This window comes from Streptomyces sp. 35G-GA-8, assembly GCF_023534745.1.
Taxonomy (GTDB): domain Bacteria; phylum Actinomycetota; class Actinomycetes; order Streptomycetales; family Streptomycetaceae; genus Streptomyces.
In genome coordinates, this window is record NZ_JAMHJQ010000022.1 from 73,490 (window position 1) to 99,714 (window position 26,225).

The 26,225-nt window shown below is 70.3% G+C and carries 23 protein-coding genes and 2 tRNA genes; 9 read left to right on the plus strand and 16 right to left on the minus strand.

What is annotated here, in order from left to right; translation table 11 throughout:
* Positions 1 to 33: 33 nt before the first annotated feature.
* The gene (locus tag M1203_RS35275) at positions 34 to 1,908 is read left to right on the plus strand and encodes a transglycosylase domain-containing protein (protein WP_249953969.1); all 1,875 of its coding nucleotides are present in this window, start codon (positions 34 to 36) and stop codon (positions 1,906 to 1,908) included.
* Here M1203_RS35275 and def read toward each other — a convergent pair.
* The 9 genes from def to M1203_RS35320 form a co-directional block, all read right to left on the minus strand.
* Positions 1,881 to 2,540 (minus strand): peptide deformylase, encoded by a 660-nt coding sequence (gene def, locus M1203_RS35280; protein WP_249953935.1) that lies wholly within the window; start codon positions 2,538 to 2,540, stop codon positions 1,881 to 1,883. The two genes, M1203_RS35275 and def, sit on opposite strands and share 28 nt — an antisense overlap.
* Positions 2,541 to 2,747: 207 nt before the next feature.
* A complete protein-coding gene (locus M1203_RS35285; RefSeq protein ID WP_249953936.1) occupies positions 2,748 to 3,752 on the minus strand; it encodes a hypothetical protein in 1,005 nt (334 codons plus the stop codon).
* A 93-nt stretch (positions 3,753 to 3,845) separates the two neighbouring features.
* Positions 3,846 to 5,147: an HD-GYP domain-containing protein gene (locus tag M1203_RS35290; protein ID WP_249953937.1), complete on the minus strand. Its 1,302-nt coding sequence runs from the start codon at positions 5,145 to 5,147 to the stop codon at positions 3,846 to 3,848.
* Complete coding sequence (locus tag M1203_RS35295; RefSeq protein ID WP_249953938.1) at positions 5,144 to 6,655, minus strand: HD-GYP domain-containing protein; 1,512 nt, start codon at positions 6,653 to 6,655, stop codon at positions 5,144 to 5,146. Before M1203_RS35295 ends, M1203_RS35290 begins: the two co-directional genes overlap by 4 nt.
* 265 nt (positions 6,656 to 6,920) lie before the next feature.
* On the minus strand, positions 6,921 to 7,241 hold the full coding sequence (rsrA, locus tag M1203_RS35300) for a mycothiol system anti-sigma-R factor (RefSeq protein WP_249953939.1): 321 nt from the start codon (positions 7,239 to 7,241) through the stop codon (positions 6,921 to 6,923).
* Entirely contained in the window at positions 7,238 to 7,897 is a 660-nt protein-coding gene (locus M1203_RS35305; protein ID WP_249953940.1) for a sigma-70 family RNA polymerase sigma factor, read from the minus strand. Before M1203_RS35305 ends, rsrA begins: the two co-directional genes overlap by 4 nt.
* Positions 7,898 to 8,162: 265 nt before the next feature.
* The gene (locus tag M1203_RS35310) at positions 8,163 to 8,846 is read right to left on the minus strand and encodes an alpha/beta family hydrolase (RefSeq protein ID WP_249953941.1); all 684 of its coding nucleotides are present in this window, start codon (positions 8,844 to 8,846) and stop codon (positions 8,163 to 8,165) included.
* Positions 8,847 to 8,929: 83 nt separating this feature from the next.
* The gene (locus tag M1203_RS35315) at positions 8,930 to 9,745 is read right to left on the minus strand and encodes an SOS response-associated peptidase (protein WP_249953942.1); all 816 of its coding nucleotides are present in this window, start codon (positions 9,743 to 9,745) and stop codon (positions 8,930 to 8,932) included.
* A 111-nt stretch (positions 9,746 to 9,856) separates the two neighbouring features.
* Positions 9,857 to 10,522, minus strand: coding sequence for a class I SAM-dependent methyltransferase (locus tag M1203_RS35320; protein WP_249953943.1), 666 nt, complete (start codon positions 10,520 to 10,522; stop codon positions 9,857 to 9,859).
* Between the two features lie 201 nt (positions 10,523 to 10,723).
* Between M1203_RS35320 and M1203_RS35325 the strand changes: the two genes are divergently transcribed.
* From M1203_RS35325 to M1203_RS35340, 4 genes are all read left to right on the plus strand, one after another.
* Complete coding sequence (locus M1203_RS35325; RefSeq protein WP_249953944.1) at positions 10,724 to 11,446, plus strand: M50 family metallopeptidase; 723 nt, start codon at positions 10,724 to 10,726, stop codon at positions 11,444 to 11,446.
* A gap of 164 nt (positions 11,447 to 11,610) precedes the next feature.
* The gene (aroA, locus tag M1203_RS35330; protein ID WP_249953945.1) at positions 11,611 to 12,975 is read left to right on the plus strand and encodes a 3-phosphoshikimate 1-carboxyvinyltransferase; all 1,365 of its coding nucleotides are present in this window, start codon (positions 11,611 to 11,613) and stop codon (positions 12,973 to 12,975) included.
* A gap of 4 nt (positions 12,976 to 12,979) precedes the next feature.
* A complete protein-coding gene (gene rsgA / locus M1203_RS35335) occupies positions 12,980 to 13,990 on the plus strand; it encodes a ribosome small subunit-dependent GTPase A (protein WP_249953946.1) in 1,011 nt (336 codons plus the stop codon).
* Between the two features lie 100 nt (positions 13,991 to 14,090).
* Entirely contained in the window at positions 14,091 to 14,414 is a 324-nt protein-coding gene (locus tag M1203_RS35340) for a multidrug efflux SMR transporter (RefSeq protein WP_249953947.1), read from the plus strand.
* On the opposite strand, the gene M1203_RS35345 is transcribed toward M1203_RS35340, so the two are convergent.
* Complete coding sequence (locus tag M1203_RS35345; protein WP_249953948.1) at positions 14,380 to 15,096, minus strand: TetR/AcrR family transcriptional regulator; 717 nt, start codon at positions 15,094 to 15,096, stop codon at positions 14,380 to 14,382. The genes M1203_RS35340 and M1203_RS35345 overlap by 35 nt on opposite strands.
* 132 nt (positions 15,097 to 15,228) lie before the next feature.
* Between M1203_RS35345 and hisN the strand changes: the two genes are divergently transcribed.
* Positions 15,229 to 16,029 carry a histidinol-phosphatase gene (gene hisN, locus M1203_RS35350; protein WP_249953949.1) on the plus strand — a complete coding sequence of 267 codons (801 nt, stop codon included), beginning with the start codon at positions 15,229 to 15,231 and terminating at the stop codon, positions 16,027 to 16,029.
* A 186-nt stretch (positions 16,030 to 16,215) separates the two neighbouring features.
* Positions 16,216 to 16,620 carry a cyclic nucleotide-binding/CBS domain-containing protein gene (locus tag M1203_RS35355; protein WP_249953950.1) on the plus strand — a complete coding sequence of 135 codons (405 nt, stop codon included), beginning with the start codon at positions 16,216 to 16,218 and terminating at the stop codon, positions 16,618 to 16,620.
* A 94-nt stretch (positions 16,621 to 16,714) separates the two neighbouring features.
* Here M1203_RS35355 and M1203_RS35360 read toward each other — a convergent pair whose 3' ends face one another.
* Positions 16,715 to 18,184, minus strand: coding sequence for a catalase (locus tag M1203_RS35360; RefSeq protein ID WP_249953951.1), 1,470 nt, complete (start codon positions 18,182 to 18,184; stop codon positions 16,715 to 16,717).
* A 127-nt stretch (positions 18,185 to 18,311) separates the two neighbouring features.
* Between M1203_RS35360 and M1203_RS35365 the strand changes: the two genes are divergently transcribed.
* Entirely contained in the window at positions 18,312 to 18,728 is a 417-nt protein-coding gene (locus tag M1203_RS35365; protein ID WP_030352843.1) for a Fur family transcriptional regulator, read from the plus strand.
* A 150-nt stretch (positions 18,729 to 18,878) separates the two neighbouring features.
* Here M1203_RS35365 and M1203_RS35370 read toward each other — a convergent pair.
* From M1203_RS35370 to M1203_RS35385, 4 genes are all read right to left on the minus strand, one after another.
* Positions 18,879 to 18,952 (minus strand) — tRNA-Met (locus tag M1203_RS35370).
* Positions 18,953 to 19,065: 113 nt separating this feature from the next.
* A complete protein-coding gene (locus tag M1203_RS35375; RefSeq protein ID WP_249953952.1) occupies positions 19,066 to 21,024 on the minus strand; it encodes a tetratricopeptide repeat protein in 1,959 nt (652 codons plus the stop codon).
* A 201-nt stretch (positions 21,025 to 21,225) separates the two neighbouring features.
* Positions 21,226 to 21,299: transfer RNA gene (locus M1203_RS35380), tRNA-Met, on the minus strand.
* A gap of 42 nt (positions 21,300 to 21,341) precedes the next feature.
* On the minus strand, positions 21,342 to 24,275 hold the full coding sequence (locus tag M1203_RS35385) for a UPF0182 family protein (RefSeq protein ID WP_249953970.1): 2,934 nt from the start codon (positions 24,273 to 24,275) through the stop codon (positions 21,342 to 21,344).
* Positions 24,276 to 24,425: 150 nt separating this feature from the next.
* Between M1203_RS35385 and M1203_RS35390 the strand changes: the two genes are divergently transcribed.
* A complete protein-coding gene (locus M1203_RS35390) occupies positions 24,426 to 24,983 on the plus strand; it encodes a PPA1309 family protein (RefSeq protein WP_249953953.1) in 558 nt (185 codons plus the stop codon).
* Between the two features lie 58 nt (positions 24,984 to 25,041).
* Here the strand turns inward: M1203_RS35390 and M1203_RS35395 are convergent, their stop codons facing one another.
* Complete coding sequence (locus tag M1203_RS35395; RefSeq protein ID WP_249953954.1) at positions 25,042 to 26,130, minus strand: PDZ domain-containing protein; 1,089 nt, start codon at positions 26,128 to 26,130, stop codon at positions 25,042 to 25,044.
* Positions 26,131 to 26,225 lie beyond the last annotated feature (95 nt).

Consider the following 26,225-nt stretch of genomic DNA (forward strand, 5'->3'; position numbering starts at 1 on the left):
CCCCGACGCGGCCGACGCGGCTTCCGGCGCTGGATGCCCTCCTTGAAGCTGGTCTCCGGCCTGTCACTGTTCTCCGTCGGCGCGCTCGCGGTGCTGTTCGTGGCCCTCTACATGAACGTCGAGATCCCGGACGAGCACGCCTCCGCGCGCCGGCAGGCCACCGTCTACTACTGGGCGGACGGCAGCCGGATGGTGAGCGTGGGCGACACGAACCGGCAGGACATCACCCTCGCGCAGGTGCCCGAGTCCGTCCGGAACGCCGTCATCGCGGCGGAGAACGCGGACTTCTACAGCGACTCGGGCGTCTCGGTGAAGGGCATCGCCCGCGCCGCCGTGAACATCGTCAAGGGCGAGGAGACGCAGGGCGGTTCCACGATCACCCAGCAGTATGTGAAGAACACCTATCTGAGCCAGGACCAGACCGTCACCCGCAAGGTCAAGGAGCTCTTCCTCTCCCTGAAGGTCAGCAATCAGCGGTCCAAGTCGGAGATCCTTCAGGGCTATCTGAACACCTCGTGGTTCGGCCGCGACTCGTACGGCGTCCAGGCCGCCTCGTACGCGTATTACGGCGTCCCCGCCAAGGATCTGAACCCCAGTCAGGGCGCGGCGCTGGCCTCGCTGCTCAAGGGCGCGGACAGTTTCGACCCGGCGCTCGGCCCCGCCAACCACAAGCGCGCCGTGAAGCGGTGGAGCTGGATCCTGGACCGCCAGGTCGAGACCGGCTCGATGAGCGCCGGGGAACGCGCGAAGTACAAGAAGTTCCCGGAGCCGAAGCCCCCCGTCAAACCGACCAGCCAGGCCGGGCAGATCGGCTATCTGATCGACATCGCCAACAAGTACATCAAGAGCCGCGGCGGGCTGACGGACAAGGATCTCGCCGGTGGCGGCTACCGCGTCCACACCACCTTCGAGAAGGACAAGGTGCGCGCGCTGACCAAGGCCGTCGAGAAGGTGCGCGCGGACCGCCTCGATCCCAAGAAGCGCGCGGCCGACCGGCATGTGCAGGTCGGCGCGGCCTCCGTACGGCCCGAGGACGGGGCGATCGTCGCGGTGTACGGCGGCTCCGACGCCATCGAGCACTTCAGCAACAACGCGGACACCTCGGGCGTGCCCGCGGGCTCGGCGTTCAAGCCCTTCGTGTACGCCGCCGCCCTGGAGCAGGCCAGCGCCCGGCAGCTGGAGGCCGCGCGGGCCGCTCGCGGCGGGACGGTGGGGTCCGTACCGACGGACGCGCCGATGACGGCCTTGAACCTCGACCAGTCCCTGGTGGACTCGGACAACACCCCGTTCGTGCGGACGGGCAAGCGGGTCGGGCTGAAGACGGTCAAGAAGCTGGCGGTCGCCGCCGGGCTGCGCGAGGAGAGCATGGCGAAGCTGGAACCGACGTTCTCGATCGGTACCTCGACCCCCAGCGCCGTCCGGCTGGCCAGCGCCTATACGACATTCATCAACGAGGGCCGGGCGACCGAGCCGTACTCGGTGACCAAGGTCGAACGGGACGGTGTCGCGGTCGACGGCTTCGAGAAGCCCCGGCCGCGGCGCGCGATGGACCCCAAAGTGGCCGCGATCGTCGGCGGGGCGCTCCAGCAAGTGGGCTGGAGCGCCCTCGGACCGCCGAAGAACGGGGGTGCCTTCTACTCGGTCCGGGCCGCCAGGACGGGTCCCAACGACCGGATGAAATCAGCCTGGTTCATCGGCACCACCAAGGAACTGAGCACGTCGGTCACGATGTTCCGTACCAAGCCGGACGTCCCGCATCTGCTTCCCATGCGGGGTGTGGGCGGCCCCGCCTCCGAGCGGGGCAGCGCGTTTCCCCCGCTCATCTGGGAGGAGTACCACCACGCGGTCGTGCCGCCGCCGCCCTACGCGGATCCGTTTCCTCAGGAAGGGTTGGGAACGGTCTCGTAGCGCGGGGTGTTCTCCGCCATCTGCCGGAGCGCGTCCTTGCGGTCGCGCTTCGAGAGACGGTCGATGTACAGATACCCGTAGAGATGGTCCGTCTCGTGCTGGAGGCAGCGGGCGAAGTAGCCCGTGCCGCGCACCCTGACGGGCTTGCCCTGAGCGTCCTGACCACGCACCACCGCGTAGTCGGGGCGCGGGAGCGACGCGTACGCGGTCGGTACGGAGAGGCAGCCCTCGTTGGAGTCGTCGAGATTGCGCTCGGCGGGCGGCAGCTCCTCCAGCACCGGGTTGCAGATGGCGCCGACGTGCCGTACGCCGTCGTCGTCCGGGCAGTCGTAGACGAAGACCTTCAGGTCCACACCGATCTGGTTGGCGGCCAGGCCCACCCCCTCGGCGGTGTGCTGGCTGGCGAACATGTCGTCGATCAGCGCGGCCAGCTCGTCACCGAACTCCGTGACGTCCTTGCACTCCTTGTGGAGCACCGGGTTCCCGACGACGGTGATCGGGCGGGACGTCCCGCGCTCGCGGTGCGCCAGCTCGCGCGCCTCGGCGTCCTCCGTGTCCACGACGAACCCGTCCCCCGGCTCCGCCACCGGGGTCCCACTGTCGATCCGCTGGTCCGTCTCCTGCTGCGCCATGTCCGCAGTACGCCTTCCTCGGTACCCGATGCTGCCTGCACGATCCGTGCGATGTGCCCATACAGCCTAAGGGCAGGTCTCGGGGGGTCTCAGCATGTTCTCGGCAGACGGGCGCGCGGATCTCCCACCGCCGACGGTGTCCGGCAGGCATCCCGGGAGAGACGGGGGCGAAACCTTCGGCGGACTTTTTCGGGACAGCCGAAACCTTCAGCAGACCTCTTCGAGATCGCGCCACTCGCGGGTGTCCGGGCTGTCCGCGACCCAGCCGTCCAGCAGGCCCCGTACCAGCGCCGCAGGCGCCGCGATCCCGCACTCGCGCTCGGGGGACCACAGATCGCCGGCCGTACGGTGGCCCAGCGGCCCCGGATGGCCCGGCTCGCTGTGGTCGTGCGGATCGAGATGCTCGCCGTCGCCCTCGGCGCTCGGCATCCGGGACTCGGAGCAGGCCCGGCACAGGAGTCGTACGGACGACGACCAGTCCTCGGCGGCGAATCCCGCGTCGGCGGCCAGCCGCTCCAGGGCGTCCCTGTCCTCCTCGGTCGCCGCCTCAAGAAGCACCACCCAGGTGGGCACGGGCGAGGGGGCCCACAGCTCGATCTCGTCGAAGACCGGATAGGCGCGGGTCGCGCCGTCCGGGCTGGACGCGGTCGTACGCTCACCGTTCGGTACGCCGTCGTGGAGGACGACCTCGCCCCAGCGCCTGCCCGACGACGGCAGCGGGATCGAGAGCACTTCTATTCTGGCCGGGTCGAGCCGGCGGCCCCAGACCACCTCGGCCTCGCCCTCCGGCGAGAGCCTGACGGCGGCGCTGCCCAGCTCCATGCCGTCGGGCTCGCCATTGGCCTCGACGGTGTGCGGATTGCCGGGCACCCGCAGTCCGTACGCCTGCCAGGCGCGGCGGGCCAGCGGCCAGTCCTGGAGCGCGGTGGCGGCGATCCCGACGTTCCACCAGTCGGGCGCGCCGGTCTCCTTGTCCAGCAGGGCGACGGCGCGCAGCCCGGCGGCGCGCGCCTGCTCCCAGTCGTGCCGGAACTTGTGCAGCAGCGCCAGATTGAACCAGGACTCGGAGAGCCAGGGCTCCAGATCGGCGGCGCGCGTCAGCAGCGCCCCCGCGTCCTCGTACCGGCCGTCACCGATCAGCGTGAACGCGCGGTCGGTGGCCTGCCGCCACGAGGCGGAGGGCCGATGCCGTACCTTCCCGAAGATCCTCACGATTCCCGCCTGCCGGTCGTTCGGGTCAGTGCCCCCGGACACCACATCTTGCTCTTCTTCGCATCCAACCATGCTCGGTCGGACGCCCGCTCATTACCCATGGGTTACCCCGTGGGACCAGGGTCCCGACCGCCCTCGGGAGAGCACCCGCGCCAGGGATTCCACCACCTCGGGCTGGTAGTCGTGCGCCGTCCCGAGCCGGAGCCGCTCCAGCGCGCTGAGCGGTCCACTCGCAGTGGCACATTCCCCTGTCAGATCGTCGTACGCATTGACGGCACGGACAATCCGGGCGGACATCGGCTGTTCCCGGTACGGATCCGCCTGCCGCTCCACCACCACGGCGACGGCGGCGGGCACTCCGGTCTGGCGGACCACGGCGCCGCCGAGCAGGGCGATCCGCCGCTGCTCGGCGACCGGCAGCAGGGCGGTGGCGCCGTCGGGCACCGGATCGACGAGGGACAGCTGGCCGATGTCGTGCATCAGGGCGGCATACTCCAGAACGGTCAGTTCGGGACCGGAGAGCCCCAGCTCACGCCCGACGGCCAGGCTCAGCTCCGCGACCCTGCGGGCATGGCCCTGGGGGGTGTATCCGGCGATCTCGGTGGCGCGGGCGAGGGAGGCGATCGTCTGCCGGTACGTCGTGCGCACCGCGGCGTACCGCCGGAAGGACAGCTGGGTCAGCAGCAGCGGCACACAGAACACCGGCAGCGCCCACAGCCCGGCGACGGCGACCCCGAGCGCGATCACCGCTCCGGTGGCACAGACGGCGGAGCCGATGTGCAGCAGCGCGCGCAGCTCGTCGCGGAGCAGGGGCCCGAAAGGGTGGCGGGTGCGGGCCCGCAGGACGAGCGCGGCCAGTACGGCGTCGCAGAGCGCGGTGAGCACCAGCAGCAGGAGCAGGAGGATCGCGTAGCCGGGGCCCGCACCGAACCGTTCCCGCAGCTCGGCCGAGTCGTAGAGCGGCTGGAAGCAGCAGGCGGCGAAGCCGACGGTGAGAACGCGTCTCACCATGTGGTCGAGCGCGGGCCCGCGCCTCCTGGCGACATGCGGTACGGCCCCGACGAGCGCGGCGACGAGGACGACGGTCACGGTCTGGAGCACGCCGTGGCCGACCGGCTGTCCGGCGTTCTCGCCGAGCAGCGCGTACGCGAGGGCGCCGGCGGCGGCGACCGGCGCGGGCTCCCGCTCACCGGGCAGCGCGCCCCAGCGGGCCAGCTCACCGACGGCGATGAGTACGCCGAAGGCCAGCGCGATCCCGGGGTCGGCGAGGCCGTGCAGGATCGTGGAGCCGAGCCCGGCGGCGGTCAGCAGCGCCGCCGCGCCGTACACCGCGACGACGGTGCGGGAGACGGGACGGCGCCGGGCGGCCGGCGCCCCGACCGCGGCCGAGGTCATCTCCCGCCACTCCCGCCACTCCACCCGTTCCCGCCGCTCCCGCCGCTCCAGCCGTTCCCGCCACCGCCCCTGCTCCGGCCGGTGCCGGCGGGGCGCCCGGCATGGGGCGCACGGCCGACACCGCTGGTCCGGACAGGAGGGACGTTTCCGCGCCCGGCCGTGGCTGGCATGGGAAGGACGGCAGGGGCAGGGGGTGGCCCGGCCTCGTCCGCCGTCACCACCGTCTGCCAGCCGTGCCGGTCGAGCGCCCGCGCCAGAGCCCGCACCACCCGCGGATCGAACTGCGTCCCCGCGCACCGCTCCAGCTCCGCCAGCGCGGTGGGCACCGGACGCCCCCGCCGGTACGAACGGGTCGAGGTCATCGCGTCGAAGGCGTCGGCCACGGCCACCACCCGGGCGAATTCGGGGATCCGCTGCCCGGCGAGTCCGTACGGATAGCCGGTGCCGTCGAGCCGTTCATGGTGGTGCAGGATCGCGGACCGCGCCTCGCCGAGGAATCCGATGCCGCGCACCATCTCGTGCCCGTACTCGGGGTGCAGTTCGATCACCCGGCGCTCCTCGGGCGTCAACGGGCCGTCCTTGCGCAGCACCCGGGTCGGGACGCCGAGTTTGCCGACGTCGTGCAGGATCCCGGCGAACCGGAGCACTTCGATCCGTTCCCTCTCCATGCCCAGCTCATGGGCGATCATCACGGAGGCGTGCCCCACCCGCTCACTGTGTCCGCGGGTGTACCGGTCCTTGATGTCCACGGCCTGCACCAGGGCCCGGATCGTGGCCTGGTGGGCGGCGCGCTCGCGGTGGTACTGGGCGAAGACCCAGCAGGAGATGTACATCGGCAGCAGGACGAAGAGCGCGGAGAGCGGCCCGAAGGGGCTGCGCCACAGGACGGCCATCATCAGCCCGGCGAGCCCGTGCGCGCCGAGCGGGGCGAGCGAGCGCCCCAGCAGCCCGCGCCAGGCGCCGCGCAGCGGCAGCCGCTCGGCGGTGACCAGGATGCCGCCGTCCAGCGCCGAGAGCACCAGGCAGAAGGCGAGGGCCGCGGCGCCCGTGGGCAGCAGCACATACGGGAAGTCGGGCGTCGTGAGTCCGTACCCTCCGCCGCCGAGTGCGACGGGACCGCCGAAGAGCAGCTGCGCACGGGCCGCCGCCCAGGTGGCGACGGTGAGCTGCGCCGCGCGCCAGATCCGCCGGGCGCCGCTCGGCCGCTGCTCGATCCGGCCGAGCAGCGCACCCGGCACGGCGACCAGCGCGGCGGCGGCGGGCGGCAGCAGCAGGGCGGCGGCGAGCAGCACGGGAAAGAACGATCCGGCGACCACGGGTGCGGCACCGCTCACCGAGCGTCCCGGACGGCGGAAGCGGCCGGGCAGTTCACAGCAGGCGTAGAGCGCCGCGAGCAGTGCCACCACTTCCCAGGGGGTGTCCGGGCGCAGCGCGGGACGGACACAGAGGGCGGCGCAGAGCGCGATACCCAGAATGTAGACGCGCGCCGCCACCGGAATGGCCCTCACGGCGTATTCCCCCCTTCTCGGCCCGGCCCAAACAGACGGTCAGGCTAGCGAGTTGGAGGGCGGCCATCCGGCGCTTGTCGCCGATTAGCACCTTCGGGTGACAGCGGTGATATACGCGGACATACGGTGGGTACGCGGGCCAGAGTCATGCGCGGGGACGCGCGCGTACGCGCGCATGCGTGAAGGCGTACCGCGCCCCGCGCGATACGCCTTCTCGTCTCGTGGACAGGGCCTGGGCCCTGCTCGCGTGGACAGGGCCTGGGCCCTACTCCTTGGCGACGCCCGGGAGATCCGCTCCCGCCGCCGACACCTCATGCTCGGGCACGGCCTGTCCGGACCTGATCAGATCGATCCGTCCCATGACCTTGGCCCGCAGATCGGCCGGTACGTCGTCCTGCCCGCAGCACCGTTTGACCAGCTTCTTCACGGCCTGCTCAAGGCCGTACTTCTCCAGGCACGGGGAGCACTCCTCGAAGTGCACCTCGAACTTGGTGCAGTCGCTGTCGGGCATCTCGTGGTCGAGGAACTCGTAGAGATGATCGAGGACCTCGGCGCAATCCGTCTCATGCGGCTCTCCGCAGCTCATGAGTCCGAACCTTTCCGATCGTCCAACGACTCTCCGACACCCGCCGGGACGAGCCCGCGCTCACGGGCGTAGTCCTCCAGCATGCCCCGCAGCTGACGGCGGCCCCGGTGCAGTCGTGACATGACCGTACCGATGGGGGTTCCCATGATGTCCGCGATCTCCTTGTACGCAAAGCCCTCTACGTCGGCGAGATACACGGCGATACGGAACTCTTCGGGAATCGCCTGGAGCGCGGACTTCACGTCGGAGTCCGGAAGATGGTCGAGCGCCTGCGACTCGGCGGAGCGCAGACCGGTCGACATGTGCGACTCCGCGCGCGCCAGCTGCCAGTCCTCGATCTCCTCGGCGGCACTGCGCTGGGGCTCGCGCTGCTTCTTGCGGTACGAGTTGATGAATGTGTTCGTGAGGATGCGGTACATCCAGGCCTTGAGGTTCGTTCCCTCACGGAACTGGTGGAAGGAGCCGTACGCCTTGGCATAGGTCTCCTGCACCAGATCCTCGGCATCGGCCGGGTTGCGTGTCATGCGCAGGGCGGCCGAGTACATCTGGTCGAGGTAGCCCAGAGCGTCCCTCTCGAAACGGGCATTGCGCTCGGCGGTGGTCTCTTCGATGTGGCCGTCGTCGGTCGCTCCGTCGGTCCCAGTGACCGGACCCACCTCCTCCAACGATGTGGCGGGGCCGAATGCGGACCCACTCGAATCGGAGAATAGTCGACCTTGATGCGACGGGGCCTGCCGGTCCGCCCCGCCGGCCGCCCGAACAGAAGCGGTCTTGGCCGCGGAAAGCACCGTCCACTCCAGGTCAGTGGCGTCTGAGCGGCGCGGGCAGATGGTCGAACCCATACGACGGACTCCCTCTCGTGCTCTGTCTACCGATGACTCTCACAACAGCGACCTCGCGCCAGTCATTCCCCCAGGGGTTTCACCGGGTCCCGTCCGGCACGGCGAGCCAGGCGGCGACGCCCTCGGTGATGATGTCCAGGGCCTCGTCCTGCGACAGGGGCGCGCGCTTGGGCACGGCGAATCCGTGGTCGGCGCCCGGCACCTCCAGCAGTTCGTACGCGCCCCCCGGAGCGCCCCCGGGCAGCTCGGCGTACTCGGCGGGCTTGCCGAAGGGGTCGTTCCCGCCCTGGACGACCAGGGTGGGCACGCCCGCTTCCAGCAGCTCGGCGGCGCGGGACTTCTCCGGCCTGCCCGGCGGGTGCAGCGGGAAGCTCAGGGCCAGTACGGAGTGCGCGCCCAGCTCGCGCGCCGTACGGCAGGCCACGCGCGCCCCGGCGCTGCGCCCGCCCGCGACGACCGGCACGCCCGGCTTCTCCAGCGCGGGCCAGAGCGCGCGCCAGCCGGTGTCGAGGGTCTTCGGCGCGGGCGCCAGCTTCTTGCCCGCCAGCCGCCAGGGCTGCTCCACCAGAGCGACGGTGACCCCGAGCGGGGGTAGCGCGGCGGCCAGGGCCCGGAGATCGCGCGCCTCGATCCCGCCACCGGCGCCATGGCCGAGGGCGAGGACGCGGCGGGGGCGCTTCGCGCGATGCCAGGTGATCCGGGCGTCCCCGGCGGGGGTCTCGACGATCCCCCGGTCCGGCTCGGCTGTCGTGTCGCTTGTCACAGGGCCATCCTCCGTCACAGGGCCACTTCACCGCGCGAACGCCGACGCGAACGCCGACACGACCGGCGCCGGCGGCCGTCGCGTCAGAAGAGCGTGCTCTCCTCCGGGGCCGGCAGCTCCTCCAGCAGTTCGGGCCCGTTGTTACGGACATTGCTGACGGCGGTCGTGACCGGATACGCCCGCATCAGCCCGGCTGGCGGCGGGGCAAGCAGCTCGCGCAGTTCGTCGGGGTCCGTACGGGCCGGGTCCAGCCAGGCGTCCCAGCGGTCCGGCGTCAGCATCAGCGGCATCCGGGGATGGATCTCCGCCAGCGTTCCGGGGCCCTCGGCCGGAGCCACCGCCAGCGGGGTCGTCTCCGCCTCGGTGGTGATCACCGAACAGGTCACCCACCAGGCCGATGGATGATCGTCCGGCAGCGTGCGGTCCCGCCAGAACTCGTACAGTCCGGCCATCGCGAAGACCGAGCCGTCGGCCGGTGTGACGAAGTACGGCTGCTTGCGTGGCCGCTTCTTCTTGCCCCGCTCCTCCAGCTGCCGCTCATCGGATCCGGTGACCCACTCGTAGTAGCCGTCGGCGGGGAGGATGCAGCGCCGTGAGACGAAGGGCCGCCGGAACGACGGCTTCTCGTGCACGGTCTCGGCGCGCGCGTTGATCATCCGCGCCCCGCCCTCGGGCGTCTTGGCCCAGGACGGTACGAGTCCCCACTTGAGTCTGCGCAGCTGACGGACAGGACCGGGGTCCGCCGCCTCCTTCACGGGGCGTTCCAGAACCGCGTAGACCTCTTTGGTCGGAGCCACGTTCCAGTCGGGGGCGAGGGTCTCCTCGGGCTCCCACTTCTCGATGCCGAAGACTCCCTGAAGGTCCTCGGGCCGACGGCTCGCCGCGTACCTGCCGCACATCCTCAACCGCTCCTCTGGCCTGCGACGGCCCAGGTTACGCCGAACAGGCAGGGGTCCGCGGGCGCCTCGGAGGACCCGTGGCTCCTCCGCCGCGTCCGCGGACCCGGGCGATCAGGCGCTACAGCGCGAGGCGGCCTTACGGGCCAGCAGGTATATCCCCTGGAACTGGCGCCGGTCGGTGGGCTCGGGCTCGCGAACCATCCGCGCCACCTCCGCCAGTCCGGACTCCCGCAGCATCGCGGCGAGATGATCGGGCGACCAGCGATACGCCCGCGCGACCCGGTGGTCGAAGGACTGCGTCGGGTGGGACGGATCATCGGTGGCCCAGAAGCCGACCAGGAGATGGCCGCCTGGTGCCAGCACGCGGTGGAACTCCGCCAGGATGACGGGAAGTTCTCGCGGCGGAGTGTGGATGATGGACCAGCGCGAGAGCACTCCGCCCAGCGCGCCGTCGCCGAGGTCCAGCGCGGCCATCGAGCCCACGTCGAACCGCAGGGCCGGATACGTCTGTCGGGCCAGCCCGATCATCTCCGAGGAGGCGTCGACACCGAACGCCGCCAGCCCCAACTCGCCGAGATGGGCCGTGATATGGCCGGGCCCACAGCCCAGGTCCGCGACCCGGCCGTCCCCGCTCGCACGCACGAAATCGGCGAAGGCGCTCAGGATCGCCCGGTCCAAGGGCAGGTCACGCAGCTCGTCGCGGAACAGCTGTGCGTAGAGGGCGGCGGCTTCGTCGTAGGCCTGGCGGGTGGCACCGAGGGCATCGTGTTCGACCATGCCCGCGACAGTAGTTCCCGGCCCGGAGGCATGCCCAGGAATTCCGTGCCCGGGGATTCCGTGCCCGGGAATTCCTTGCCCAGGGATCCCCGCGGGCGGAACCGGCATGAGGCATGACGGCGTTTTCCTACGTATGGCACGTCGGTGCCACACTGCCACGACACCGCCACGACGCCACCGAGCTGAGGAGCCGCCCGAGCAATGGTCAGTTTCGACTCCGCCTCCATCGGCGATCTGTGGGATCGCGTCTTCGGCACCCAGCCCGCCCCCGACGACTGGCTGGTGGTCGTGACGGCGGTCGTCGCGCTCGTCGCCGTCGTACCGCGTCCGCTCTGGCGGCTCTCCCGTAACGCGATAACCATCGCGCACGAGGGCGGCCACGGGCTGATAGCCCTGGTCACCGGACGCCGCCTCGACGGCATCCGGCTGCACTCCGACACCTCGGGCCTGACCGTCAGCCGGGGCAGGCCGACCGGCCCCGGCATGATCCTCACCGCGGCCGCGGGCTACACCGCCCCGCCGCTGCTCGGTCTCGGCGGCGCCTGGCTGCTCTCCGCGCACCACATCACCCTGCTGCTCTGGCTGGCGACGGCGCTGCTGCTCGCGATGCTGGTGATGATCCGCAACGCCTACGGCGCGCTCACGGTCATCGTCACCGGGGCGGCCTTCCTGCTCATCTCCGGGCTCACCGGTCCGGACGTCCAGTCGGCGTTCGCGTACACCGCCGTCTGGTTCCTGCTCCTCGGCGGCGTACGTCCCGCCTTCGAGCTCCAGGCGAAGCGCCGGTACGGCGGCGCCGGGGACTCCGACGCGGACCAGCTGGGCCGGCTGACGCACGCGCCGCCCGCGATGTGGCTGTTCCTCTTCCACGCCGTCTCGCTCTGCTCCCTGGTCGGCGGGGGACGCTGGCTGTTGGGCCTCTGACACCGGCAGGCACCGACAGGCACGGACGGGCACGGACTGGCACCGACGGGCACGGACAATTCGCCCGCTCATCCTCCAGCCCTCTTATCACCCTCTGATTACGCCCTGGTTTCTCCGTATTTGATCAGGATCGAGCTCCCTCAAGAACCACTAAAGTGTTGGCCATGACCGAAAGCTCCGTGCAGCCCGCCCTCTGGCCCGCCCCCTACGCAAACGGGGCCGTCGAAGCGACGGTCACCGTGCCCGGATCGAAATCGGTCACCAACCGCGGTCTCGTCCTCGCCGCGCTGGCCGCCGAGCCCGGCTGGCTGCGCCGCCCGCTGCGCTCCCGCGACACCCTGCTGATGGCCGACGCGCTGCGGGCCATGGGTGTCGGCATCGAGGAGACCGTCTCGTCGTCCAGCTCCGCCGCCGGGGCCATCCCGGGTCCGAGCGGCGAGGCGTGGCGCGTGATCCCCTCGGGGCTGCACGGCCCGGCGTCCGTCGATGTCGGCAACGCCGGCACGGTCATGCGCTTCCTGCCGCCCGTCGCGACACTCGCCGACGGCGCCGTCCGCTTCGACGGTGACCCCCGCTCCTATCAGCGTCCGCTGCACAGCGTCATCGACGCCCTGCGCGCGCTGGGCGCCCGTATCGACGACGACGGACGCGGCTCGCTGCCGCTGACCGTGCACGGCGGCGGCGCCCTGGAGGGCGGTGCGGTGGAGATCGACGCCTCCGCGTCCTCCCAGTTCGTCTCGGCGCTGCTGCTCTCGGGGGCGCGCTTCAACCAGGGCGTGGAGGTACGGCACGTGGGCTCCGTACTGCCCTCGCTGCCGCACATCAGGATGACGGTCGACATGCTGCGCGGGGTCGGCGCCCAGGTCGACGAGCCCGAGACCGGTGGTGAGCCGAATGTCTGGCGGGTCTCGGCCGGCGCGCTGCTCGGCCGCGATCTGACCGTCGAGCCCGATCTCTCCAACGCCCAGCCGTTCCTGGCCGCCGCGCTGGTCACCGGTGGCCGGGTCACCGTCCCCGACTGGCCCGAGCGAACCACTCAGCCGGGTGACGCGCTGCGCGAGATCTTCACCGAGATGGGCGGTTCCTGCGAGTTCGCCGAGACGGCCGAGGGCACCAGCCTGACCTTCACGGGCACCGGCCGGATCCATGGGGTCGAGCTGGATCTGAGCGAGGTCGGGGAGCTGACCCCCGGCATCGCCGCGGTCGCCGCGCTCGCCGACTCGCCCTCCACCCTGCGGGGCGTGGCCCATCTGCGGCTCCATGAGACGGACCGGCTGGCCGCGCTCACCAAGGAGATCAACGAGCTGGGCGGCGATGTCACCGAGACCGCCGACGGGCTGCACATCCGCCCGCGCCCGCTGCACGGCGGGGTGTTCCACACCTACGACGACCACCGCATGGCCACGGCGGGTTCGATCATCGGCCTCGCCGTCGAGGGCGTGGAGATCGAGAACGTCGGGACCACCGCCAAGACGCTGCCGGACTTCCCACGGATGTGGACGGACATGCTCGCGGGAGCGGGAGCCTGACGCGATGCGCCGCTACGGCAAGAACCCCGACGAGGACGACATCCGCCACCGCCCCAATCCCAAGGGCAACCGGCCGCGTACGAATATCCGGCCCAAGCACGAGGACGCGTCGGAGGGCATGGTCCTGACCGTCGACCGGGGCCGGCTGACCTGTCTCGTCGAGGATCGTGTCGTGCTGGCGATGAAGGCGCGCGAGCTGGGCCGCAAGGCCGCCGTGGTGGGTGACCAGGTCTTCCTGGTGGGCGATCTGTCGGGCAGGAAGGACACGCTGGCGCGCATCGTACGGATCGAGAAGCGCCGCTCGGTGCTGCGGCGTACGGCGGACGACGACGATCCGTACGAGCGGGTGGTCGTCGCCAACGCCGACCAGCTGGCCGTGGTCACCGCGCTCGCCGACCCGGAACCGCGCCCCCGGCTGATCGACCGCTGTCTGGTCGCGGCGTACGACGGCGGGCTCGAACCGCTGCTCGTGCTGACGAAGTCGGACCTGGCGCCACCGGACGAACTCCTGGAGACCTACCGGGCGCTGGGCATCCGTCATGTCGTCACGCGCCGCGACGAACTGGCGAGCGGCCACGCGGCGGACCTCGTACGCGAATATCTCGACGGCCGGGTCACCGCCTTCGTGGGGCACTCCGGCGTCGGCAAGACGACCCTGGTCAACGCCCTGGTCCCGGAGGACCGTCAGCGGATCACGGGAAACGTCAACGCGGTCACCGGACGCGGCCGGCACACCACCACCTCGGCGCTGGCGCTGCCGCTGGCGAAGGCGGACGGCTGGGTGATCGACACCCCCGGTATCCGGTCCTTCGGACTCCACCATGTCGATCCGTCCCGGGTCATCCTCGCCTTCCCCGATCTCGTGCCGGGTACGGAGGGCTGCCCCCGCGCGTGCAGCCACGACGAACCGGACTGCGCGCTGGACGCCTGGGTGGCCGAGGGCCATGCCGATCCGGCCCGCCTCTACTCGCTCCGTCGACTTCTCGCCACGCGGGAGCGGCGCGAAGGTGACTGACTCGTACACGTTTGCCGCTTGTCTGCTCCGGTAAGGGGCATAATCACACCGGACATCGAGCGGTACCGAGCAGTCACTGACGCGGGGAGGCTCTTACACAATGGCGTGGCTGCTGGTTGTGGTCGCCGGGATTCTGGAGACGGGCTTCGCCGTCTGTCTGAAGCTCTCGCACGGATTCACCAGGCTCTGGCCGACGATCGCGTTCGCGGCCTTCGCGCTCGGCAGCTTCGGTCTGCTGACGCTCGCGCTGAAGAAGCTCGACGTCGGGCCCGCGTACGCGGTGTGGACGGGCATCGGCGCGGCGGGCACGGCGATCTACGGGATGATCTTCCTCGGCGATCTGGTGTCCGTACTGAAGCTTGTCTCGATCTCGCTGGTGATCGTCGGGGTCATCGGGCTCCAGCTCTCGGGCTCGGCGCACTGAGCGGGTGGCGGAGGGGTACGCGGAGCGGTGCGGTGACGACCGTACGGACCAGCGGCCCCACGGACCCGGCGCCAGGCGCGACGATATGCGCGAGCGCGAGCCGGACGGCCAGCTCACAGCGGTACAGCAACTCGTCACGGTCATGATCGCGCCCGTCATGATCCCGCCGGTCATGATCCCGGGGGCCGGGGTCGCGGGAACCGGAATCGCGTAGGTCCTGGCGCAGCGCCGCCGCCGATCTGTCCCGTACCAGCGCCACCAGATCCGCGGTCCCCGGCGGCCCCACGTCAGCGCGGCGCTGTGCCGGGACGGCGGGCATGGCGGTAGCCGCCCGCGCGGGCGGCGGCGGTGCCGGCAGCCACTCCCCCCAGCAGCCGGTGAGCAGCGCGCGCAGCAGCGGTCTGGCCCGCGCCTCGCCGACCGTCCACTCGGCGACCGCGACCAGCCGGTCCGCGGCGTCCGCCCGCTCGCCCAACAGCCGTTCCACGCCGTGCAGATAGCGGTCGGCCTCACGCCGCGTCAGCGCGCGGGCGAGACCGTCCTTGCTGCCGAACTCGTTGTAGAGGGTCTGCCGGGACACCCCGGCGCCCGACGCCACATCGACCATTCTGATCGCGGACCAGGGCAGCTCGGCGAGCGCCGAGAGAGCGGATCCGAGCAGGGCTTCACGCGCTGTAGGCATCGTCGCCTCCGGGGCCGTGCGGCTCTGTGCACAGAGTTGACGGACCCTCGCGCACTGTCAAGGCCGCGGGGCGCCTTCTCGCCGACCGGACCCCGTGGCCAGGCATCCTTCACGATGGATACTGTGATGACCATGCCCGATTACCACGATGATCTGCGTCTTGCCCATGTCCTCGCGGACGCCGCCGACGCCGTGACCATGGACCGGTTCAAGGCTCTGGACCTCAAGGTCGAGACCAAACCGGACATGACTCCGGTGAGTGAGGCCGACCGGGCGGCCGAGGAGCTGATCCGTGGCAATCTCCAGCGGGCGAGGCCGCGTGACGCGATCCTGGGCGAGGAGTACGGCGTCGAGGGCACGGGCCCGCGCCGCTGGGTCATCGACCCCATCGACGGCACCAAGAACTATGTCCGCGGGGTGCCCGTCTGGGCCACGCTGATCTCCCTGATGGTGGCCGCCGAAGGCGGTTACGAACCGGTCGTCGGTGTGGTGTCCGCGCCCGCGCTCGGCCGGCGCTGGTGGGCGGCGAAGGGCGGCGGCGCCTATACGGGCCGGAGCCTGTCCTCCGCGACGCGGCTGCGGGTCTCGGACGTCTCCCGTGTCCGGGACGCGTCGTTCGCGTACTCCTCGCTGACCGGCTGGGAGGAGCAGGGTCGGCTCGACGGCTTCCTCGATCTGACCCGCGCCTGCTGGCGCACCCGCGGCTATGGCGACTTCTGGCCGTACATGATGGTCGCGGAGGGCTCGGTGGACATCTGCGCGGAACCCGAGCTGTCCCTCTGGGACATGGCGGCGACGGCGATCGTCGTCCAGGAGGCGGGCGGCAGCTTCACCGGTCTCGACGGCCGCGCGGGCCCGCACAGCGGCAACGCGGCGGCCTCGAACGGAATCCTCCACGAAGAGCTGCTCGGCTATCTCAACCAGCGCTATTGATTTTTTCGCGCGCCCCATGCTCTGCGCCGGGCGCCCCCTTGTTCACTCCGCGCAGCAGTGTCACTCTAAGAGTCCCCCCACTTGTGAACTTGTGAATCGTTTCTCTAGGGCCCTCTGATCCGCCCGGTCCCCCATCGACCGCCAGGAGACCCCGGAAACCGGTTCACCGAGGAGGTGACTCCATCCATGCTCGTCCGTGACGCGATGAGTTCGGTGGTCCTGACCATCGGGCCCACGCATACGCTCCGCCAGGCGGCCCGGCTGATGTCGGCACGCCGCGTCGGCGCCGCCGTCGTCCTCGATCCCGACCACTGCGGCATCGGAATCCTCACCGAGCGCGACATCCTGAACTCGCTCGGTGCGGGCGAGAGCCCCGATTCCGAGACCGCCTGCACCCACACCACGACGTCCGTCGTCTTCGCCTCGCCCGCCTGGACACTGGAGGAGGCCGCTGCTGCCATGTCCAGCGGCGGGTTCCGCCATCTGATCGTGCTCGATGAGCACGAACCGGTCGGCATCGTCTCCGTACGCGACATCATCCGCTGCTGGGCTCCGGCCCGGCGGGAGGCGGCGGTACTGGCCGGGGCCTGAGCCGCCGGACTTCCCGCGGCCCGGGGACCCCGGGACGGCGTCAGGGGCCGGATCCCGAAGGACCCGGCCCCTGACGTCTCGGCGCGAGAGGCTGTCAGCCGCGAAGGGCCTGGACCGCGGCCTCCAGCCGCTTGCCGAAGTCACCGTCCGCCTGGCGGAAGTTGTTCACCGCGCGCTCGGCGATGTCGTCGCGCGAGACCTTGGAGATGAACCCGGCGAGGTTGTCGATCAGCCGGCCCTTCTCGTCCTCGGACATCAGCCGGTACAGGTTGCCCGCCTGCACGAAGTCGGTGTCCTCGGCGTGGCTCGGGGCCTCGTGGTTGCCGGTGGGACCGGTGACCGCGACGGACTGCCACAGCGGCTTGTCCGTCTGGAACGGGCCGCCGAAGCTGTTCGGCTCGTAGTTCTTGGCGCCCTTGTGACGGCCGTCGTACAGGAAGCCGTCCCGGCTGTTCGTACGCGCCTCGGTGGCGTGCGGACGGTTCACCGGCAGATGGTCGGCGTTGATGCCGACGCGGTAGCGGTGGGCGTCGCCGTACGCGAACAGCCGGCCCTGGAGCATCTTGTCCGGGGAGGGACCGATGCCCGGCACGAAGTGCGCCGGCGAGAAGATGGACTGCTCGACCTCCGCGAAGATGTTCTCCGGGTTGCGGTTGAGCTCCAGCTTGCCGATCTCGATCGGCGGGTAGTCCTCGTGCGGCCAGACCTTGGTCAGGTCGAACGGGTTGAAGCGGTACGTGGCCGCGTCGGCCGCCGGCATGACCTGGATCTGCACCGTCCAGGACGGGAAGTCACCGCGCTCGATGGCCTCGCGCAGATCGCGCTGGTGGCTGTCCGGGTCCTGGCCCGCCAGCACCGCGGCCTCTTCCGAGGTGAGGTTCTTGATGCCCTGGTCGGTCTTGAAGTGGTACTTGACCCAGAAGACCTCGCCGGCCTCGTTGTTCCACTGGTACGTGTGCGAGCCGTACCCGTTCATGTGACGGAGCGTGGCCGGGATACCGCGGTCACCGAACAGCCAGGTCACCTGGTGGGTGGACTCGGGCGACAGACCCCAGAAGTCCCAGACGTTGTCCGCCTCCTGCGAGCCGGTGTACGGGTCGCGCTTCTGGGTGTGGATGAAGTCGGGGAACTTGATGGCGTCCTTGATGAAGAACACCGGGGTGTTGTTGCCGACGAGGTCGTAATTGCCCTCTTCGGTGTAGAACTTGAGCGCGAAGCCGCGCGGGTCGCGCACCGCGTCCGCCGAGCCGAGGTTGCCCGCGACGGTGGAGAAGCGCAGGAACGTCTCCGTCTGCTTGCCGACCTCGGAGAGGAACTTCGCCCGCGTCCACTCCGAGACATCACGGGTCAGCGTGAACGTGCCGTACGCGCCGGCGCCGCGCGCGTGCACGATGCGCTCCGGGATGCGCTCACGGTTGAAGTGCGCGAGCTTCTCCAGCAGTGCCTGGTCCTGGACCAGAACGGGACCACCGACGCCCGCGGTCTCGCTGTTCTGGTTGTCGGCGACCGGAGCTCCGGCCTCCGTGGTGAGCGGTCCCTGCGTCACGTGCGCCTCCTGCGTCATTACTGCTCGGTCCTGGTCCCTTGGCGGGTGCCGATTCCGATCCTACGATGGACTTTGTCTAAGTCAAGCAGCCATCCAAAGTCACACACGTTCGGGACCTGGGCCCCTTCACTGTTAGGCTGATGCCATGAGTGACCTGTTGGAACGACTTCGCGAACGCGGCTGGCGCATGACGGCCCAGCGGCGCGTTGTGGCCGAAGTCCTCGACGGGGAGCATGTGCATCTGACCGCCGACGAGGTGCACGCGCGCGCCGTCGCCAGACTTCCGGAGATCTCCCGGGCCACGGTGTACAACACCCTGGGCGAGATGGTGACGCTCGGTGAAGTGATCGAGGTGTCCACGGACCGCAGGGCCAAGCGGTACGACCCGAACGCGCACAGGCCGCACCACCACCTGGTGTGTGCGCAGTGCGGCGCCATACGCGATGTCCATCCGTCGGGCGATCCACTGGCCGATCTGCCGGACGGGGAGCGCTTCGGGTTCACGATCTCGGGTGTCGAAGTGACGTACCGAGGGACCTGCCCGAACTGCGCGTCCGCGTAACCACTTCTTACGTGTCTTACGTCATCGCTTGACAGGGGCCGGCTCCGGCGGGGGACCACCGCCGGGGCCATTCGTTGCGTTGACGCACGTAGCTTTGGCGCATACGCCGGAGGCCCGGACCTCTTTCGAGATCCGGGCCTCCGGTTTCAGTAGCGGGGACAGGATTTGAACCTGCGACCTCTGGGTTATGAGCCCAGCGAGCTACCGAGCTGCTCCACCCCGCGTCGATGAACGCAACATTACGTCACGCCACCGACCAGAGCAAATCCCTTTCCGCGCGCCCCGCGCGGACTTGCGCGGTGGGCTTCCGAGCCAGGCCCTGTCCGGCGGACAGGCCCTACGCGGTGAGCTCCTGGTGCAGCGCCTCGCGCAGCCGGGCCGCGCGCTCCGTGACCTCGGCGGGGCCCAGCTCGACGGCGCGCGCGCACCACCGCTGGCCCTCGGTCAGCTCGCCCCGGCGCGCGGCGAGCAGCGCCAGGCGCAGCGCGGCCCGGCCGTGCCCGGCCTGCGCGGCCCTCGTCCACCACAGCGCGGCCTCCCGCTCGCCGCCCTCGCGCGCGAGCAGCAGCCCGAGGTTGAAGGCGCCGTTGCGGCTGCCCGCCTCCGCCGCCTCCCGGTACCAGCGCGCCGCGTCCGCGATGTCACCGCGCCCGGCGGCGAGCATGCCGACCCGTACCTGGGCGCGCCGGTGCCCCTGCTCGGCCGCGCGCTCGTACCACTGCTCGCACTCGGTCTTCACGCCGTGCGGCTCACCGAGCGCGGGCGGTCCGGGCGGCGGCAGGCGGGAGTCGAGGACCGTGGCCAGCCGGAAGGCCGCCTCGGCGCTGCCACCGCCGGCGGCACAGCGCAGATGGCGCTCGGCCGTCCGCTCGTCGCCGTCCCTGAGGCAGGCGATACCGACCTGGAGGGCCGCTTCCGTGTGACCGGCCGCCGCCGCGCGCTCGTACCAGCGCAGGGCGGTACCGTCGTCGTCGCGTCCCGCGTAGAGGATGCCGAGATTGAACGCGGCGTCCACACTGCCCGCCTCGGCGGCCTTGGAGAACCAGGGCTCGGCGCCGGTCGGGTCGTCGGCCTGGAGCAGCAGCACGGCAAGGGCGTTGGCGGCCTCGCGGTGGCCCGCGTAGGCGGCCCGGCGGTACCACTGCTCGGCCTGGACGGTACGGTCCTGGGCGGCGCAGAGCAGCCCCAGGTTGTAGGCACCGTTGACATCGCCCGCGTCCATGGCGGCGCGGTACCAGCGCTCGGCGGTCTGCTGCTCGCCGCGCGCGGCGTGCAGCGCACCGAGGGCGTTGGCCGCGTTCCCGTCGCCCTCCTGCGCGGCGCGCAGCCACCAGATGGCGGCGCTCTCCTCGTCACCGGCGTCGCGCAGCAGGAAGCCGAGAGCGCAGGCGGCCCGCGCCTCGCCGTCCTTGGCGGAGGTCAGATACCAGCGGCCGGCCTCCTTCAGCTCACCCCGCTTCTCCAGGATCGCGCCGAGATACAGCGCGGCCCGGCGGTGGCCACGGGCCGCGGCCTGCCGGTACCACTGTGCGGCCTCGCTGATCAGTGACGGCCCGCCGGGGGCTCCCTCGCCACCACTCCCTCCGCTGTCGCCGCTGTCGCCGCGCGGGGTCGCGTCGGCGACCGGGCGCCGGCGGCCACCCGCTGTCGGGGGGCCCGTACCGCTGCGGTAGATCGCGTCGGCTCCCGGATGCGTGGTCTCGCGCGCCCGTGCCTCCAGGGCGCGGGCGAGCCGGTACGCCGCCTCGCGGTGCCCCTGCTCGGCGGCGGCGCGCAGCCAGCGCTCGGCCCCGACATCGCTGCGGTGCTCCAGCAGGTCGGCGAGGGCGTACGCGCCCAGGGCGTGGCCCTGCTCGGCGGACTGGCGCAGCCAGTACTCGGCGGCGGGCTCGTCGCCCAGCTCGCGGTAGTGCCGCCCCAGCGCGTGGGCCGCGGCGGCGGATCCGGCGACGGCGGCGACCCGCCACCAGCCGGCCGCCTCGTCGAGATAGCCGCGCTGGTGGAGCAGGACGCCGAGGTTGTTGGCGGCGGCGCGTTCGCCCGCGCTGGTCGCGGCGCGCAGATACGGCTCGGCGGCGTCGAGGTCACCGCGGCGCAGCAGCATGGCGCCGAGGACGCTCATCGACGCGGTGTCGCCCGCGTCGGCGGCGCGCCGGTGGCGCTCCTCGGTCTCGGCGTCGGCGGCGCACTCGGCGGATTCCGCCGTGCCGGTCCCGGCCCGGACGCCATCCTCTACGTGCTGCTGCACATACCGCCCTGTCTCCAACAGAGTTGTCCTATCCCCCATATTTTCCATCGTCGCACCACTGACCACCCGCGTACAGCCGGTATACAGCGGCCGGTGGTCACTTCAGCGTTTTGTCGACATGCCCACAGAGAGACAAGTCAAACACGCTTGCCGTCAACTCACAGGACCTGAGACACAGTTGGCACATGTGGCGCGGCGCGCATGGCGAGGGCCCGGATCCTGGTAAGGATCCGGGCCCTCGACTTCGCGTAGCGGGGACAGGATTTGAACCTGCGACCTCTGGGTTATGAGCCCAGCGAGCTACCGAGCTGCTCCACCCCGCGTCGTTGTGTGCCAACCGTATCACGGGGTGGAGTGCCGCCTGCTCAGCCGCTGTTGTTGTCGCCGCCGGTCCCGCTGTCGCCGCTGTCGCCGCCGTTTCCGCTGGTCGAGCCGGATCCGGTCTCCGCGTCCGCGGCCCGCTGGAGCGCGTCCTGAAGGTCCTTCTGGGCCTTGCCGTACGCCGTCCAGTCCTGCTTCGCCAGCGCCGCCTCACCGTCCTCGTACGCCTTCTGGGCGTCCGCGATGGCCTGTTGCAGCGCCTTGTCGCCGGTGGCCGGTGGCTTGGTGGTCTCGCCCGGTGGCGGCGGGGTCGTGGGCGGCGTCGGACTCTCCGCCCCGAACACCGCGTTGAGCGCCTCGGGGAGGCTGTCCTTGAAGACGGGCTTGCCGCCGTACGAGACCGCCACCTTCTTCAGCAGCGGATAGTTCGCGCTGCCACCGCGCGCGTACACCGGCTCGATGTACAGGAAGCCTCCGTCGAGCGGCACCGTCAGGAGATTGCCGTACTCGATGTCCGAGTCCGTGCCTCTCAGGTTTCTGACGAACTCGGCGACTTCGGGCACACCGTTCAGCTCGCTCTGCACCTGTTGCGGGCCCTGCACGGTGGACGTCACTCTCAGGACTCTGATCTTGCCGAAGTCCGAACTGGTCGCATCGGCGTCCACCGCCATGAACGCACCCAGGTTGGGGCGTCCGTTGGGCGTGAAGGTGGTGGTCAGCGAGAACTTCTGCTCGTCCTGACCGGGCATCTTCAGGCTCAGGTAGTACGGCGGGACGGAGTTGCTGTCCTTGTTGGTCGGGTCGTCCGGCACCTGCCACGCGTCACTGCCGCTGTAGAACTGCGCGGGGTCCTCGACGTGATAGCGGGTGAGCAGCTCGCGCTGCACCTTGAACATGTCCTGCGGGTAGCGCAGATGGGCCAGCAGATCGGGCTTGATCGCGGACTTCGGCTGGACCGTGTCCGGGAACGCCTTCATCCAGGTCTTGAGCACCGGGTCCGTGGTGTCCCACTCGTACAGCTTGACCGTGCCGTCGTACGCGTCGACGGTGGCCTTCACCGAGTTCCGGATGTAGTTGACCTGGTTCTGCTGCGCGACGACCGCGCGCTGGCTGTCGGTCAGCGAGTCGGCCGTGGTGTCGCCGAGCGTCGTACGGGACGCGTACGGATAGCCGTTCGTCGTGGTGTACGCGTCGACGATCCACTGGATACGGCCGCCGACCACGGCGGGATAGGCGTCGCCGTCGATCGTCAGCCAGGGCGCGACGGCCTCGACGCGCTCCTTGGGCGTGCGGTTGTAGAGAATCCGCGAGCCGTCGCCGATGGCGCCGGAGTAGACCATCTGGGGCTCGCTGAAGGCCACGGCGTACGCCGCGCGGTTCAGCGGGTTGGAGAGATCGACTCCGCTCTTGCCCTTGTAGCTCGTCGTCCGCTCGCCGTTCTTCTCGTAGTCCAGCTCCTTCTGGGGGCCGCCCACGATCGAGTACTGCTCGGTCTTCTCCCCGTAGTAGACGCGCTGTTCGTACGTGGGGAGCTGACCGGTGGTCGGCAGGCCGGACTCGGTGAAGTCCGGGGCGCCGACGGTGCCGTCGTTCTCGTCCGTCACCGTGTTCGTGCCCTTGGCCGCGATCACGCCGTACCCATGTGTGTACGTGAAGTGATCGTTGATCCAGTTGCGCTTCGGGATACCGGTGATGTTCAGCTCGCGCAGACCGACGACTGTGTCCTGCGGCTTTCCGTCGGGGCCGGTGTACCGGTCGACGTCCAGCGTGGCGGGGAACTGGTAGTACTTGCGCTCCTGCTGGAGCTGCTGGAAGGCGGGCGAGACCACATTGGGGTCGACCAGCCGGTAACTGGCGGCGGTGTCGGCCGCCTTGCGCTGCTCGGCCTTCTTGTCCGGGTCGCCCTTGCCGCCGTAGTTCTGCACATCGGCGTCGTCGATGCCGTACGCCTCACGCGTGGCGTCGATGTTCTTCTTGATGTACGGCGCTTCCTTGGCCTGCTCGTTCGGCTGGACCTGGAACTTCTGCACGATCGCCGGGTAGAGGCCGCCGATGAGGATCGCCGACAGCACCATCAGACCGAAGCCGATCACCGGCAGCTGCCACGTACGGCGCCAGAGCGTCGCGAAGAACAGCAGGGCGCAGATGACGGCGATGCAGAACAGGATCGTCTTCGCCGGAAGGTAGGCGTTGGCGTCGACGTACCGCAGGCCCGTCCAGTTGCCCGCCGCCTTGAAGTCGCTGGACTTCACGGCCAGCCCGTACCGGTCGAGCCAGTACGCCACGGCCTTCAGCGAGACGAAGACACCGAGCAGCACCGACAGATGGCCGGTGGCCGCGGCGGTGGCCCGCGCGCCGGGGCTGGTGATCCGCAGCCCGCCGTACAGGTAGTGGGTGAGCGCGGCGGCGATCAGCGACAGGACGGTCGCCGCGAAGCCGAAGGCCAGCATGAAGCGGTACCAGGGAAGATCGAACGCGTAGAACGACACGTCCATCTTGAACTGGGGATCCTTCTGGCCGAAGGCCACCCCGTTCACCCACATCAGCCACGTACGCCACTGTCCCGCGGCGGAGGCCCCGGAGATCAGCCCGACCAGCGCGGTGATCGCCAGCAGCACCCACTTCTTGTACGGGGCGATCCCCATCCGGTACCGGTCGAGGTTCTGCTGCTCCATCGACATCGCGCTCAGCGGCGGGCGCAGCCGGTGGGCCAGCCAGATGTTGAGTCCGACGGCGCCGGCCATCAGCAGCCCGAAGACCGCGAACAGACCGATCTTGGTCAGGAGTGTGGTGCTGAACACCGAGGAGTACTTCACCGAGCGGTACCAGAGCCAGTCGGTCCAGAACCCCGCGAACATGACGAAGAGCATGGCCAGTACGGCCAGCACGCCCAAGGTCATGAGCAGGGTCCGGACCCGCCGAGAGGGCCGGCCCACTCTCATCCGTGGCCCGGCTGGGCCTCCGCCGCGGTCCGGCATCTGGAAAGCCAACGTGCGCACCTCTAAGTTCGCGGTCGTGTGATTCAGCGTGTGAAAAGCGGGCCCCGCGATCGTAGAGCCCACTCATGCAACTTACTGAGGCTTTACCTAGTTCCCGCACCCGGGTCCGAAGGAGGCAGGATATTGACCATGTCCAACGTCTCTCCCTCAGGCACACCCATGGCCGCGAGCCCGCTGACCCGTGCGGTGCTCGAAATCGACGAGTACGCGTCCGGGCTCGGCTGGGACCAGCCGGCCAGGCTTTTCGCGCTCGTCGACACCGCGCGGCTGCGCGTCGACGAACCGGAGCTCGCGGCCCAGCTGGGTCTCGACGACGCCGGGTCGGTCGCGCCCCTCACCCCTATCGAGCAGGACGAGATCCCGTCCGGCACCCCGCTGGACGAGTTCCTCGGCACCATCGCGTGGCCCGGGGCGGTGGCGGGCTGTGCGATGACGGTCGAGCGGCTGATGCTGCCGCCGTCCGCGGAGGCGTCCGTACCGGACGGCCTCGACGAGGCCGGGCTCGCCTCATGGGTCTCCGCCCACCCGGAGCGTCAGGAGGTGCGGATGACGGTGGCCGTGCTGCGTGACGGCGCCCGGGAGTCGGCGCTGCGGCTGCGGGAGAAGGACTCCCCAAGCGAGGTCCTCACCGGCTCCGGTCTGGTCCCGGGGCTCGCCGAGGCGCTTTCCGCCACGTTCGAGTCGTAAGCGATCCCCTTCAGGCACTCGACAGGCGCTCAGGCGCCCGTCCCCGGGGCGCGGCCGGTCAGCTCGCCGAACAGCTCGGCAGGCCGGCCGTGTCCCCGGTGCGGATCTTGTCCAGGGACTTCGTGGCGTCCGCGATGTTCTTCACCCTGACCAGCGTGAGGCCGCTGGGGATGTCCGAGACCGCCGCGGCGCAGTTCTGGTCCGGTGTGAGGAAGTACTCGGCGCCCGCGGCACGCGCGCCGACGAGCTTCATCTCGATACCGCCGATCGGGCCGACCGCGCCCTTGTCGTCGATCGTGCCCGTACCGGCGACGAATTTGCCGCCCGTCAGAGAACCGGGGGTGAGCTTGTCGACGAGGCCGAGGGAGAACATCAGCCCGGCGCTCGGACCGCCCACATCGGCCAGCTTGATGTCCATGGTGAACGGGAACGTGTGGTCGGTCCCGGCCTGGATGCCGACGATCGCCCGGTCGCCCTCGGGAGACTTCTTCGTGGTGACCGTGACCTTCTCGCCGCCTTCGGGCTCCTTGCCCGCCTTCTCCGCGGCCTTCGCCGCGTCGGCGGGAATGATGGTGAAGGAGACGTCCTCGCCGGGCTGGTGCCGGGTGACGAGCTTCGCGACGTCCTGGGGCTCCTTGACCGCCGTACCGTCCACGGCCTTGATCACATCGCCGGCGTGCAGCCTGCCCTCGGAGGGGCTGCCCTTGATCACGGAAGAGACGATGATCCGCGACGACACCGGGATGTTCAGCTGCCGCAGGGCCGCGACCTTGGCGCTCTCCTGGGACTGGCTGAACTCTTCGGCGTTCTCCTGCGTGGACTGCTCTTCCGTCTTGCCGTCCGGATACAGGGTGTCGTGCGGCACCACCACATTGTCATGGGCCAGCCAGCCGTAGACCGCTTCGACGATATTCATGTTGTAGTCCGCGCCGGTGACCCTGACCGTCGTCATATTGAGATGACCCGAGGTCGGATACGTCTTGCGGCCGGAGATCTGGAGTACCGGCTCACCGCCCGCGTCGCCGAGTGTGTTCACCGTCGGCCCGGGGCTCATCTCCGAATACGGCACTTTGATCAGCACGCCTGCGCAGAGCAGCGCGATGAGGACGAGGGTGGAGGCGAGCATCGTCGCGGTGCGGCGTGGCATGGAACGACAGTACGGGAAGGGTCTGTCAGTGCACCCCCGGGGCCGGTCCGTACGAGGCGGTGCTCCTGGGGCCGGTCCGTACGGGGCCGTGGGCG